This window comes from Paenibacillus sp. CH40 (genome assembly GCF_024213605.1).
GTDB classification, from domain to species: Bacteria; Bacillota; Bacilli; order Paenibacillales; family Paenibacillaceae; genus Paenibacillus; species Paenibacillus polymyxa_B.
This window is the reverse complement of the sequence record NZ_JANAVQ010000001.1, coordinates 1,272,607-1,285,749: the sequence shown is the minus strand read 5'-3', so window position 1 is coordinate 1,285,749 and position 13,143 is coordinate 1,272,607. Positions and strand designations below refer to the sequence as shown.

Genomic DNA, 13,143 nt, shown 5'->3' with positions numbered 1-13,143 from the left:
CGCTAAAAAAGCCGCCATTGTGGCGACTTCATTTCTCCGGTCAAGAATCAACTTTCATCTATTGCTTTTCGAATATCATAATCATTGATATCGATATCTAAATTCATTCCAAGTGCCAACTTTGCCAGCTGATTTCCAATAAAGGGGCCCATGGTCAACCCGGATGCTCCAAGCCCATTTGCCGTTATAAGACCATCCCAGCCTGGAACAGCTCCGATCACCGGTAGAAAACCGGGTGTAAAAGGACGGAAACCAACTCTTACCTCCTGAAAAGTGCTGTTTGCTAAATCAGGGGCCAATTCTAAACCTTTATCCAGAATTTCCTGCATCCCCCCTGCTGTTACTCTCGTATCGTAACCTTCGATTTCATTTTCGTGAGTCGCCCCTATTACGATCTTCTGTTTATCAAAAGCCAGCAGATATTGATCAGAAGGCGGTATGACTACAGGCCAAGTGCCTGTGTCTTGCCTATTAGGAACCTGCAAATGCATAATTTGTGCTTTTTGATAACTAACCTTAAAATGAATGCCCAAAGGCAACAGTAGTTGATTTGCCCATGCACCTGCACAAACAATGACCTTGTCAGACGAGAAGCTTTGTGCACCGACCACTACTCCCGTTACATGGTCGGACTCATATTGAAGCGTAGCATTTCCTTGTATAAGGACCGCCCCGTTTTTTTGTGCTGATCGGACCAACGCATCCCGCAGCGCACGCCCATCTATTCGGGCGGCACCGCTAATATGAACAGAATGATAACCTTCTACTAACAATGGAAACCGTTCATGGGTTTCTTTTTCATTTAGCCGGGTAATTTCACCGATTTCCGGTGCATCCGCTTGTCGTAAGTGTGCCCGCTCCTCCATTTTTTTGATTTTCTCCAAATCATCATGAATACTGAGAGCCCCCACTTGAGCATAGCCAGTTTCTGTTTCTCCCTCGCTTTTGAGTTCTTCAATCAACCCAGGGTAAAAACGCGCTCCCGCTTTGGCTAGCTGGTACCAAGCCTGATTGCGTCGCTGTGATAGCCAGGGACAGATAATGCCAGCAGCGGCATCAGTAGCCTGTCCTTTATCTTTACGATCTACAATAATGACATTAGCACCCATTTTTGCTAGATGGTATGCTGTCGATGCCCCCAGAATTCCTGATCCGATTACTATGACCTTCTTCATGATTACATCCCTTTCCTACATCACTGTATCCATTATAGCGAATAGTGCATGATTGCATAAAGTTTGAAATTAATATTTTAAATCCTTATAAAGTTCTTAGAATTGATCTTTAAAGTAGTTGTCAGAACAAATGAAAAGGATGAACTGATATGGATAACATTATTTTACAGACTAAAAATCTCTGCAAAACTTTCGGACGACAACAGGCGGTGAACAACGTCACACTGTCTATTCAGGAGAATTCCGTCTATGGACTACTTGGCCCAAATGGGGCTGGAAAATCAACCACCTTGAAAATGTTAACCGGTATGCTACGCCCGACATCCGGTGAGATTTTATTTCAAGGAAAACCCTGGTCCCGAAAAGATCTTGCTCAGATCGGCGCACTGATCGAATCCCCTCCACTCTATGAGAATTTGACAGCTAGAGAGAACCTCAAAGTTCGTACAACGTTGCTGGGATTGCCTGATTCGCAGATTGATGAAGTGCTGAACATTGTTGATTTGACCCATACCGGGAAAAAGCGCTCGGGCCAGTTCTCGATGGGTATGAAACAGCGGCTGGGCATTGCCATTGCTCTCCTCAATCATCCCAAGCTATTGATCTTAGATGAGCCAACCAACGGACTAGACCCCATTGGTATTCAGGAGCAACGCGAGTTGATTCGCTCCTTCCCGAAGCAAGGAATTACCGTAATTCTTTCCAGCCATATTTTATCCGAAGTCGAACAAATCGTTGACCATGTCGGTATCATTGCCGGCGGCGTATTAGCTTATCAAGAGGCGGTCACTCCAGGGCAAAACCTGGAATCGTTGTTCATGCAGATTGCACAGGAATACCGAAAAGGGGATGAGTAGGATGCAGCAATATATAGCCGCCGAACATCTAAAATTAAAGCGTACCTTCACAAAAAAGTTGGTCTGGCTTGCCCCCATCGCTACTCTTCTTCTGTGTACCGTACTCATGGGGGGACGTATGCTCCAAAGCGCCAGCTACAATTGGTGGTATTTCATGCTGCTGCCAGGTACCCTCACCTTAATGTGCTCAGGAGTGATCCAAAAGGATGGCAAGAAGCTGAAATACCGTGCTGTCCTCGGCATGGCTGTAGATTTGGCTCAGGTATGGTACGGTAAAATCGGGGTTTGCGTAAGACTCTTAATGGTTTCCTTTATTGTCCTATTTATAGGGATAACTCTTGGCGGATTCGTATTCTCAACTTCCGTGACACTAGCAGGAAGCGTTGCTGCAACTCTAATCCTCTTCATCACCTTTTTGTGGCAAGTTCCACTTTGCCTGTTCCTCACGGACCGAATAGGCATGTTTGCCACTCTAATTATTAACATGCTGGGCAACGTATCTTGCACCATTTTGTTCGCTACGTCCTCTGTGTGGTGGGCGGTCCCTTATGCTATTCCAGCCCGATTAATGTGCGCCGTCATTAAAGTGCTACCTAATGGGCTTGCCGTTCCTTCAGGAGATCCGCTTTTGGATAAAGGCGTGATTGTGCCCGGCCTAGTGATCACAATCTGCCTGTTTATAATTCTGTCGATACTGACGGCGATGTCCTTCCGCAAGCGGGAGGCTAAATAAGATGATTTCTTTTTTCCGCTATCTGAAATCCGATGTGCTTAAACTTAGAAGGCAGCCCTTACTGCTTGTGCAGCTGTTTGTGCCGTTTTTAGGCATAGCAATCTTTCTAGCCTACTATTCCTTTACTCCGTATTCACCGATTTCAAAGGTGGACGGCTATTTGCAGGTCTTGGCCGTGGTTCTTCCTACCATGATTGGTATTGTCTGCTCCATTGCTGTTGAGCAGGAGGCAGTCGCTGGCAATTTCCAGCAGCTATTGATCTCGCCAGTGAAGCTGCTACCTTTCCTGAGCAAGCTCAGCCTGCTCCTGATCTTGGGATTTGGCAGTGTGCTGCTTGCCTCCGGAGGCTTTGGGGCTGGCTATATATATCTTATGAGAGAGTCACCGTATGGCTTGAAGTTTTATGTGTTGGCTGCCTGCATTCTGTTTATGTCCAGTGTATTCCTCTATTTTTTGCATTTTTTCATTAGTTTGCGGTTCGGCAAGGGAGCTTCCATCGGTCTAGGCATTATGGAGAGTCTATTGTCCGCTTTGCTTCTTACAGGGCTGGGTGATCATAATTGGATATTCATCCCCTCTGCTTGGGCTGCCCGGTTCATCACGATCTGGGTGCAATACGATATAAACTCAGCAGTATCTATTCCTGAAGCTATACGGCTTAATTCGGGAGTCAAATATTGCGTAGTAGGGACCGGAGTCATCATGGTATTATTAGGGTTATGGATTTGTCGTTGGGAAGGACACAATTCGTCGGAATAAAGACTAGAGTAAAGAAAGCAAGGGAAGTGAATTAAGCATGGCAAACTTGTTGGCCGTTGATGATGAACCCGCCGTTTTGGCACTCCTTCAAAATATTTTGCAGAAAGATGGCCATGTTGTCACGGTGGTCTCCGACTCTCCACAGGTTCTCACTATGCAGCTTGGAGCCTTTGACCTCATCCTGCTTGACGTGATGATGCCTACCATGGACGGGTTCACACTCTGTCGGGAAATTCGCAGCAAAATAGACTGCCCGATCCTGTTCCTCACCGCAAAATCCATGGAGAACGATGTGATGTTATGGCTTGGGGAAGGGGCCGACGATTATATTGTCAAGCCGTTTGGTGCTGGAGAGTTGCGCGCAAGAATCAACGCCCATCTCAGACGGGAGAATCGTGAACGGCGTAATGTATTCTGCATCGGGGAAGTTCATTTCAATCTGTCCGGCAAGGAAATCACCGTTCAGAATGTTGTAGTCCCGTTTACCAAAAGCGAATATGAGATATGTAAGTTTCTAGCCCTGAACTGGGGACAGGTGTTCCCTAAAGAGCAGATTTACGAAGCTGTCTTCGGCTTGGATGGGGACAGCGATTCCGCCACCATCGTGGAGCATATTAAAAATATCCGAGCTAAGCTTGGCAAAGTAGAGGTTTCGCCAGTGGAGACGGTTTGGGGGATCGGGTACCGATGGAAGTAACCAAAGTACAGCAAGCATGCAAGACAACCAAACTACGAACCATTTTTCTGGGTTATTTAGTTATGTTCTGTATCGGGACGATTGCGCTCGCTCTGTTCCTGGTTCTCATCTTCTATGTCCTGATGTCTTGTGGGACCATTCTCCCCGCGAACTATGCTGAGAATCAGGTGCGGGAGGACAAGACAAACATTGAAGCTGGCAAGACCCTACAGCCGGATTCTCGGCAGAAACTGTATAAATACGCATCATTCACTTCGGAAGGCCGCCTCAATGAGGGAAACCTTTCTGAAAAGCAGGCTCAAACTGCTTGGAGTGTTACGCAGCAGAACGATACTGCTTATCAATTTCCCTATAACTATGTAAAAGTCTCACATAATGATAAAGTTACTGTGATGCGCTATTCTGTCTCGGCTCAGTTTGAACTTCCTATCCTGCGTCAATACCTGCCGAACGCGGAATTGTCCTTTTTTGCCGTGTTCTGTATCGCCTTTCTGGGGGGAGGTGCCTTGCTAGCTTCCTCCTTCGGACGAAAGCTGGCACGTAAGATGAGTGGGTTGCAGCAGGCCACCAAACAAATTCAAGCACAGGATCTGGACTTCTCAATCGAATTCAGTGGCGTGATGGAGATCGATCAGGTGCTGCATTCCATGGATAAAATGAAAGAAACTTTAAAGACTTCGCTTCAGAAACAGTGGAATCTGGAAAGATCCCGCCGCGAGCAAATATCCGCCCTAGCACACGATGTCAAAACACCACTCACTATCGTTCGTGGAAACGTAGAGCTACTGTCCGAGACCGACCAGTCCGAAGAGCAAAAGAACTATACGGATTATATATCGGAAAGCACCAGGCAGATGGAGCAGTATATTAAGACTCTTATTGAAATTTCAAAAGCGGAAACGCTTGTCACCCTGCGGGCGGAAACGATGGATGCTGACTTCTATTTAACGAAAGTAAAAGATCAGATAATGGCCTTGGCTGCTGTCAAAAAAATATCTGTAGCATTCGCTGCATATAACCTCCCTAAGACGCTGTATGCAGACCCAGTTCTACTTGAGCGAGCTATTATGAATGTTGCTTCTAATGCGGTAGATCAGGCGCCTGAATATAGCGAGATCCAGCTGACCGTAGAGTCTGGGGAAGACTGCATTCGGTTCAGCATCTTAGACGAAGGCCCAGGTTTCTCTCCGGAAGGCCTCAAACAGGCCGCCGAGCAGTTCTATATGGGTGACTCGTCCAGAAGAATAAATGGACATTACGGTATGGGTCTGTATATAACAAAATCCATTGTCAATCTACATGGCGGAAAGCTGATCATCACCAACTCCACCCAGACAGGCGGCGGACAGGTAAGCATTGAGATTCCGTCAGTTCATTAGCGACATAATGAGAAAATTACCGAAATAAATAATTTGCTCTTAAGCTTGGTTCGATTCATAAGGCACACACCTCTTCCTCGTTTGTTATTGAAACAATTTAAAACGCTACTGACATATGAAGGTCAGTAGCGTTTTATCATTTTGCCATCGGAATGAAAACACTCCTGGCACAGAGTCGCGATTATTATAAGGAACATTGGTTATTGGATTACTATATGTGCTGCTGAACGGATGATGCTATAATTTTGCTTTGTACTCCTTGATCAAGTACGGAACCAAGAATAGACGTTCCGATAGCCCCCGCCATAAAGCTTCCCATCATATAGATAATCATACCAACTCCGGTTTGGTTGCCACTTAATATTCGAGAAATGGTGTTTGCCATTGTAATCGGTTCCCCTCTCCATTTTCCAGAACATAAGGGGCTACGCTTCTTGGATTATGGCTTCCTTCGGGTAAGTTATACTCTCCCGATTTAACAACATCTTGAAGGAATACAATGTCTGCTCTATTGGAAGCTTCAGTCATGTGATTCTCGGAAAACGTATTCATCGCTGTAGCAGGGTGTTCAAAGTATTGTCGGTAGATCAAATTTGCAAGCAATTTTTAATTAGCTCACGTCAATTTCAACGCAAATTTAAAAAAGCTAACGGAATGACCTATACAAAAAATGCTACAGGATATTCGTATTCACGAGAGTTGTAGCTTACTATTAGATACCAGTTGGAGTGTTCAAACGATCGCACTTGAAGTCGGGATTCATGATATGAAATATTTCTATCGAATCTTCAAGGAACGATGTGGATTGACCCCGCATGAATTTCGTTTTAATGCCTGTTCGAATATACAGTAATCATTAAGCGTTAAAGATTCCCTTACGAAGGTGACGAGAGATGACAACAAATTTTAAAATGAAAGAACTTATGGATCAATTCCAAATCAGTGAGGATACCTTACGGTATTATGAGAAAATGGGTCTTCTTCCTCCCGTGGCCCGCAAAAATAATGGGCACAGGATATATAACAATTCACACAAAGAGGCACTTCTAATGATCAAGTGTTAAAAAAAAGCCGGAATGTCGCTGAAGGAGTTAAAACCTATTATCCAGCTTCAATTAGATGAGAGCAACATATCAAATAATGAATGGTATGATAGGCTTTACAATTACCAAAAAAGATAGATCAGCAGCTGCAAGAACTTCAGGAAATTAAGGATATGATTGAATTGAAATTGCAAACCGGGCAAAAATTTGGCCATAAGTTTTTGCCGCTTGAGACCCAAACTTAATCTTTTTTTAAAACTGAATTGCTCTGCTTGACCTAGTGTTTACACCAGGTTGTAAGATGTGCATTAGATTCCCTCCAAGGATTCCACATCATACAAAAGGGAGCTTATAAACATGAACAATACAATAGCAATAGGAAAAACAGGATTAAAAGCATTTAAACTTGGTTTTGGAGCAGGTGTGGTAGGTAATTCAATGATGTATCCAAAAGTTGATGATACTCTAAGCCGACAATTAATTAGAACTGCCCTTGCAAAAGGCGCTAGCTTGGCTATTAACGCGTCCAGCCGTTGATCTAATTATTCCAGGTGCAACCAAGCCTGATCAAATCGAGTCCAATCTTCAAACTCTGGGTGTTCGACTAACAAGTGGCGAGCTTAAGCAACTCGATATTCTTTTCAATCAAAATAACTTGTTTACAGAGTAACAGATTGTCATTGTTCTACATACACTTCCTAATACACAGAAAGGGTTCTAAAGTTTTCACTTTAGAACCCTTTTTTGCAGAAGTATTTATTTTGTAATCGTAATTTGTTTGGATGCAGTATTATAGTTCACCTGATACCCCGAAAGCTCGCTAATCACTCGTAATGGAACCAGCGTGTAGCCGTTAACAATAACAGGAGCTGTGATGTTCGTCGAATAACTCCGGGAGTTGTTCAACTCATACACGGCAAGGGTAGAATTCTTGACCTGAAGCACTACTTGTTTGCCGTCTGTAGGTCGAGTCAGAATGATCTTTTTGGTCGCTTTTTCATAATTCACCTCGTAACCTATCCGTTCACTGATAAAGCGCAGCGGGACCATCGTCGCCCCATTTATGATTCGCGGAGCCTGAGCCATCGTCGTAGCACGACCATCGACATAAGCTGATTTAGCTCCTGGTGTCAGGGTGAACGAAGTTGAATATGAGGAAACCGCATTGTTAGGGTAGGAGGACGTTGTACCAGAAGTTGTTGTTGTAGTAGAACTCGTCCCGGATGATGAACTACTGGTCCCAATTGCTCTATTGCGAATAGCTTCTAACCGATCCAGCAAATCGCTTTTACGGGTTCCGCTCGGCAGATCACTGATTGCATCTCTGGCAGAACGCCAATCGGAGGCATTCAGACTGTTTTCTGCAATTCGCATCAAATCTCTCGCTTTCTCATAGTTCGATGAACTAGATGACGAAGAAGAGTAGTAACCATCCGAATCCGTGCGTTCTGATATCTTAACACCACTAGATTCTCTTCCATTACTATTGACAGTTACGACCTTAATCTCATACCAGCGTCCTTCTCGCAAATCCGTTATTTTATAGGACTCAGAGCTTGTAGTTCCCTCATAATCACCATCAACATATATCTTTACCTTGTCGGCTTTACTCGGCATATCGTAGGTGATTTTGATCCAGGTGTCGCTCTTACTATCTACTTCAAGATTGGACACTTCTGACGAATTGGAGGACGTACTGTCCGTTGTGGCAGTCAGTCTCACACCAGAGGACAATGCACCTGTACTTCGCTTGGACCTAATCGTGAACGTGTAGGTCTGGCTTGCCGAAAGATTGTTGAATGTATAGGATGATCCTGTTGAATCAGTTACCAGTTGCCCATCCTTATACAGACTGACCGTATTAATTCCGCTAGGTCTTGTCCAGGAAACAGTAACGCTATAGTTATTAACTGATGTCACTGAAGCTCCTGTCACTTCGGGCACTGTATCAACGGTGAGCGCTGAGGTCGTAACCGGAATACTGATTCCTCCAGATATGTTGCCGGATTTGTCAATAGTCTTGACCAGTACTGTATAGTTTGTGGAAGCAATCAATCCACTGAATGAATAGGACGTCCCTGTAGTTCGCTGCACTTCCTTACCATTTAAATAGATGATCGCTTGGCTCAGGTCAGCATCCTTAGGCAATATGTAATTTACGGTAAAAGCGTTATATCCTACATTCGTAGCTGTCAGCCCGCTTACCTCTCCTGGGGGTGTCTTATCCACAGGACCATCAATGGAAGCCGTTTTAGCCTGTATTGTCGTACCTAGAGATTCATCTCCACTCTTATTCACCGTTTTCACGCGAAAGGTATATGTCGTGTTCGGCTGTAAACCGCTCATCATATAAGAGTTACTTCGAATGTTATCTACATATACAGCGTTAGTGACATTTACCACTTTTATGTGGTCAAAATTAATGTCCGACGGATTGTTCCAGGACAAATTTACTTTTGTTGTTTCTGTAGGAACCGCTGTCAGATTGCTTACCTCTGCTGGCGCGATATTCGCAGTAACCATTTGGCTCGACATTACTTTTAGCATTTGGTTAAGATAGGTGTTCTGACCGTAGCTTTTTGTTAACGTAGTCACTTTCGTGCCTGAAGTAACAGGCACATGACGGCCTTGAGCGGTTGCTAATTTGGTATGTAACTGTGCTGTATTCAGGCCTGTCAGATTTGAGTTATGCCTTTCAGTCGACAACGCGCTAGCCACTGCATCGGGTGCCAAAATGCCATATCCCGTATTCAAAATCAGTGTAGCCGTTGCGAACGGAGCCATCCATTGACGCAAACGTTTTTTATTCATAATCTATGCTCTCCTTGATACCAGTATGGAAATTTTATTTGTCAAAACTAATAAGTCAAGCTTACAAACCCTTCTGCTGCAATCCAGCTTTTAAAATTCACACTAAAATGTACAGACATTCATTTAACTGTTATCGGAATTTCCATACAAAATGTTTAGGCTTCACACTAGCATTTTTACAGATAGGGGTCGCGCAAACAATATATGCTAAGCCTTCAAACTACACCAGCTTAGTGTTTTCTCTTACTCCAAGCCATCTTTCTAAGCCCCCTTGTTTGTTTCAATAATTTAAACGAAATTACGATTATCGTTTCCGGGCACGCTAAGCTGTGGGACGTTGGATACTTCAATCATGTGAAAGCTCTGACATAACCTTTGGATTCAGCTATAAATATTCGATATATCGTAACTTTCTACCGTTTAATAACATTGCATTATAGGATATATTAAATTTTAAGCAATAGGAGAAGGAGGTGTATTATGTTCAAAAATGCCTTTAAGATGTTTGGTGTTATTGGTAATATTGAAGCGATTTCATATCTGCTGCTCGTGTGTATCGCTATGCCACTTAAATACGCAGCTGGAATGCCACAAATGGTAAGCTGGGTGGGTATGATCCATGGGGTACTGTTCGTGGCCTATGTTGTAGCGACTGTGGTCATGCTGATTCTGCGAAAAATAACGCTATTGCAAAGTCTTGCAGCCTTGATTGCCTCGCTGTTGCCGTTTGGTCCTTTCATTTTTGATCGTAAGGTGCTTAAGAAAGCCGAAGCACGTGCCAGTCATACCAGCCCGATAAAAGCTACATAAGCATGTACAAGGGAAAGTGCCAACACAATAACGTTGCTTTTTCTTCCCACTCATGCAGCAGTATACAAAAACAACCGATGGCTCTAAACCACTCGGTTGTTTTTGTATACGCGAATTGTAAATTGTTACTTTCCCACGCAGTAAGGGAGACTCTAACTTTGTCATTCTTTTCTTCCCTATCTGCTATATTTATGTAATCACAACAACTAATCTCTCGGGTAATTTACACTCATAATATCCATAAAAGGAACTTTATCCGTTTCTCCATTACTCTCTACATGAACCTTTCCTGTTCTCGGGTCCATTTTAACAATTTGTCCACGGGTTGTTTCTTCGCGTCCCCATACGGTCAATACAACTTCGGATTGCTCTCGTTGTGCTTCTACAAGCTGATTCCCGATTTCCTCCAGTACAAATTCATCCCGAGTAGGCCGTTTGGGTACCTTCGCTTTTGCCACTTGCTATCACCCTTCCTTCGTGCAAAATCAAAATCAAATTCATTCTATTTTACCATACTTTTCATCATTTGGTGCTGGTAATGTGAGTAAAATTACGTCTCAGAGCCACAAAAAAGCCGAGTTCTCAAAACCGAAAACATCGGCTTTTTAAAGTTGCTTGTTGGAGCTCATTAGGAGCGATTGAAAATCGAAGAGACAGGATTATTTGACCAACTGTGGAATGTAATCCACGATATTATAAATAGGAGCACTGCTCTGTTGCGTAACGGCCAAAATCAATGCACCTTCGAGCATCGAAATAATAAGTACCGCCAGACTGTGTGCCTTTTCCTCTTCCCAGCCCGAATCCTGAAGGCGCTCCATATAGATGTGCTGCCAATCTGTAAACGTATTCACACAGGCATGACGTAGCGATTCACTAATACAGGAAGTTTCCGCAGCAGCCCAGAACCCAATCGGCATGAAGTCGTTAAAGCCGGTACGGTCTGCCTCCTCAGCTGTATTACGAATAAAATCCTGAATGGCTAGTACTGGATTATCATTCCCGTTCAGTGTCTGTTTTAATTTTTGCTTTATAAACTCATTCCCTCTTCTTATGCACTCCAAAGCCAATTCTTCTTTACCACGCGGAAAATAATAATAAAGTGACCCTTTCGGTGATCCACTCTCCGCAAGAATCTGATTCAGTCCGGTCGCGTGATACCCCTGATGAAAAAAGAGCTTCGATGCGGTTTGTACGATATTCTCGTATGATTCGGGTTTAGCAGCCATATACAGCATCCTTCATTATATAGTAGTTATAACTTATACTTTGACAAAAAAATAACAACATGTTTATTATATATAGACCGATCGTTATAATTCAACACCATTAATTTATTGGAGGAACAAAAACAACATGAATACAATGAGTCAATCGAGTTCACCCTCTGAACCCAAAACGTTCAAGGTGCTACCTATTATGATTGCCCTGCTCCTTAGCGGCTTTATTGGGATGTTCAGTGAAACGGCACTTAACATTGCACTGAATGATTTGATGCAGATTTTGCATATAACAACTGCAACAGCCCAATGGTTGACTACCGCTTATCTGCTTACACTCGGTATTTTAGTACCTGTATCGGGATTGCTGATTCAAACCTTTACGACAAGACAGCTGTTTGTGACATCGTTGCTGTTTTCAATAGCTGGTTGTCTCGTTGCTGCACTTGCACCTACTTTTTCAGTGCTATTGATCGCACGTATTCTTCAGGCCATTGGTACAGCGTTGTTATTGCCGTTGATGTTTAACACCATCTTGATCATTTTCCCGGCTGAAAAGAGAGGCGCGGCTATGGGGATCATCGGATTGGTAATTATGTTTGCACCTGCCGTTGGACCTACCATTGCAGGACTGGTACTGCAAAATCTGTCTTGGCACTGGATCTTCTGGATTTCCCTTCCGTTCTTGGTTCTCTCGCTGATTTGCGGTATTTTATTTATGCAAAACGTTTCAGAAACGACCAAGCCTAAAATTGATCTTTTATCTATCCTCCTGTCTTCCATTGGCTTCGGCGGTGTTGTGTTTGGTTTCAGTAAATCCGGAGAAGGTGGCGAAGGTTGGGCTAGCCTGATGGTTCTGCTTCCTGTGATTGTCGGTTTGGTATCGTTGATACTGTTCTCTGTACGTCAGTTGAAGATGAAGCAGCCTATGTTGAACTTGCGTGTGTTTAAATATCCTATGTTCGTGATCGGCGTTATTATGGTGTTCTTATGTATGATGACGATCCTTTCTACGATGCTGATTCTTCCACTCTTTTTGCAAAAAGGGCTGGCTTTGTCTGCTCTAACAGCAGGTTTGGTACTTCTGCCTGGTGGGATTATCAACGGTCTCTTGTCTCCCATTATGGGCTCCCTATTCGATAAATTCGGTCCCAAATGGCTTGTCATTCCAGGGCTTGTGATCGTGGCCGCTGTTTTATTTTTCCTGTCTGGCATTACCACAACTTCAACTCTCGTACTCATTATTGTGCTTCATAGTTGCTTGATGATCGGCATTTCCATGATTATGATGCCAGCTCAGACAAACGGACTTAACCAGCTCCCTATGGATCTATACCCAGACGGAACGGCCATTATGAGCACGCTCCAACAAGTTGCTGGTGCTATTGGTACAGCCGTAGCGGTAAGCATTCTCTCGAAGGGCATGGACAGCTATTTGAGCCAATCCAGTATGCCTGAATCCGTAAATGAAATGGCCAATGCCATGGCAATCGGATCACAAAATTCATTTTTCTTTGCGATGATCATCAGTGTGATCGGGTTGATCCTTGCGTTTTTCATCCGTAGAGTTCATGTTGAACATGGCACTGCCAAAGCACCCATGCATTAATTCATAAATTTTTAGCCATTCCAAATTAAACATTTCTAAATATACTTAA

16 protein-coding genes are annotated in these 13,143 nt (G+C 43.7%); 11 read left to right on the top strand and 5 right to left on the bottom strand.

Annotation, left to right across the window (positions count from 1 at the left end; translation table 11 throughout):
• Positions 1–47 precede the first annotated feature (47 nt).
• Positions 48–1,175, bottom strand: coding sequence for an NAD(P)/FAD-dependent oxidoreductase (locus NLX73_RS05695; protein ID WP_254325575.1), 1,128 nt, complete (start codon positions 1,173–1,175; stop codon positions 48–50).
• Between the two features lie 149 nt (positions 1,176–1,324).
• Between NLX73_RS05695 and NLX73_RS05690 the strand changes: the two genes are divergently transcribed.
• Genes NLX73_RS05690 through NLX73_RS05670 form a run of 5 tightly spaced genes read left to right on the top strand, consistent with a single transcriptional unit; the run spans position 1,325 to position 5,601 of the window.
• On the top strand, positions 1,325–2,032 hold the full coding sequence (locus NLX73_RS05690; protein ID WP_254325574.1) for a lantibiotic protection ABC transporter ATP-binding protein: 708 nt from the start codon (positions 1,325–1,327) through the stop codon (positions 2,030–2,032).
• 1 nt (position 2,033) lies between these two features.
• Entirely contained in the window at positions 2,034–2,765 is a 732-nt protein-coding gene (locus NLX73_RS05685; protein WP_254325573.1) for a lantibiotic immunity ABC transporter MutE/EpiE family permease subunit, read from the top strand.
• A 1-nt stretch (position 2,766) separates the two neighbouring features.
• On the top strand, positions 2,767–3,525 hold the full coding sequence (locus tag NLX73_RS05680; RefSeq protein WP_254325572.1) for a lantibiotic immunity ABC transporter MutG family permease subunit: 759 nt from the start codon (positions 2,767–2,769) through the stop codon (positions 3,523–3,525).
• 37 nt (positions 3,526–3,562) lie between these two features.
• A complete protein-coding gene (locus NLX73_RS05675) occupies positions 3,563–4,222 on the top strand; it encodes a response regulator transcription factor (protein ID WP_254325571.1) in 660 nt (219 codons plus the stop codon).
• The gene (locus tag NLX73_RS05670) at positions 4,213–5,601 is read left to right on the top strand and encodes a HAMP domain-containing sensor histidine kinase (protein WP_254325570.1); all 1,389 of its coding nucleotides are present in this window, start codon (positions 4,213–4,215) and stop codon (positions 5,599–5,601) included. Before NLX73_RS05675 ends, NLX73_RS05670 begins: the two co-directional genes overlap by 10 nt.
• A 211-nt stretch (positions 5,602–5,812) precedes the next feature.
• Here NLX73_RS05670 and NLX73_RS05665 read toward each other — a convergent pair whose 3' ends face one another.
• A complete protein-coding gene (locus NLX73_RS05665; RefSeq protein ID WP_254325569.1) occupies positions 5,813–5,986 on the bottom strand; it encodes a hypothetical protein in 174 nt (57 codons plus the stop codon).
• A 285-nt stretch (positions 5,987–6,271) separates the two neighbouring features.
• Here NLX73_RS05665 and NLX73_RS05660 point away from each other — a divergent pair, with 285 nt between their 5' ends.
• The 4 genes from NLX73_RS05660 to NLX73_RS05650 all read left to right on the top strand — a co-directional run bounded on the left by NLX73_RS05660 (position 6,272) and on the right by NLX73_RS05650 (position 7,314).
• Positions 6,272–6,454, top strand: coding sequence for a helix-turn-helix domain-containing protein (locus tag NLX73_RS05660; RefSeq protein ID WP_254325568.1), 183 nt, complete (start codon positions 6,272–6,274; stop codon positions 6,452–6,454).
• A gap of 40 nt (positions 6,455–6,494) precedes the next feature.
• Complete coding sequence (locus tag NLX73_RS25065; RefSeq protein ID WP_367997081.1) at positions 6,495–6,665, top strand: MerR family DNA-binding transcriptional regulator; 171 nt, start codon at positions 6,495–6,497, stop codon at positions 6,663–6,665.
• A 336-nt stretch (positions 6,666–7,001) separates the two neighbouring features.
• A complete protein-coding gene (locus NLX73_RS05655) occupies positions 7,002–7,181 on the top strand; it encodes a hypothetical protein (RefSeq protein ID WP_254325710.1) in 180 nt (59 codons plus the stop codon).
• Entirely contained in the window at positions 7,138–7,314 is a 177-nt protein-coding gene (locus NLX73_RS05650; protein WP_483311698.1) for an aldo/keto reductase, read from the top strand. The genes NLX73_RS05655 and NLX73_RS05650 overlap by 44 nt, the downstream gene beginning before the upstream one ends.
• A gap of 86 nt (positions 7,315–7,400) precedes the next feature.
• Here the strand turns inward: NLX73_RS05650 and NLX73_RS05645 are convergent, their stop codons facing one another.
• The gene (locus tag NLX73_RS05645) at positions 7,401–9,455 is read right to left on the bottom strand and encodes a fibronectin type III domain-containing protein (protein ID WP_254325567.1); all 2,055 of its coding nucleotides are present in this window, start codon (positions 9,453–9,455) and stop codon (positions 7,401–7,403) included.
• 480 nt (positions 9,456–9,935) lie between these two features.
• Here NLX73_RS05645 and NLX73_RS05640 point away from each other — a divergent pair, with 480 nt between their 5' ends.
• Positions 9,936–10,265, top strand: a complete 330-nt coding sequence (locus NLX73_RS05640; protein WP_061828314.1) for a DUF3817 domain-containing protein — start codon at positions 9,936–9,938, stop codon at positions 10,263–10,265.
• Between the two features lie 206 nt (positions 10,266–10,471).
• Here NLX73_RS05640 and NLX73_RS05635 read toward each other — a convergent pair whose 3' ends face one another.
• Positions 10,472–10,723 carry a YolD-like family protein gene (locus NLX73_RS05635; RefSeq protein ID WP_061828313.1) on the bottom strand — a complete coding sequence of 84 codons (252 nt, stop codon included), beginning with the start codon at positions 10,721–10,723 and terminating at the stop codon, positions 10,472–10,474.
• Positions 10,724–10,924: 201 nt separating this feature from the next.
• A complete protein-coding gene (locus NLX73_RS05630; protein WP_061828312.1) occupies positions 10,925–11,494 on the bottom strand; it encodes a TetR/AcrR family transcriptional regulator in 570 nt (189 codons plus the stop codon).
• A gap of 136 nt (positions 11,495–11,630) precedes the next feature.
• Here NLX73_RS05630 and NLX73_RS05625 point away from each other — a divergent pair, with 136 nt between their 5' ends.
• The gene (locus NLX73_RS05625) at positions 11,631–13,094 is read left to right on the top strand and encodes a DHA2 family efflux MFS transporter permease subunit (RefSeq protein ID WP_069291982.1); all 1,464 of its coding nucleotides are present in this window, start codon (positions 11,631–11,633) and stop codon (positions 13,092–13,094) included.
• The last annotated feature ends 49 nt before the right edge of the window (positions 13,095–13,143 follow it).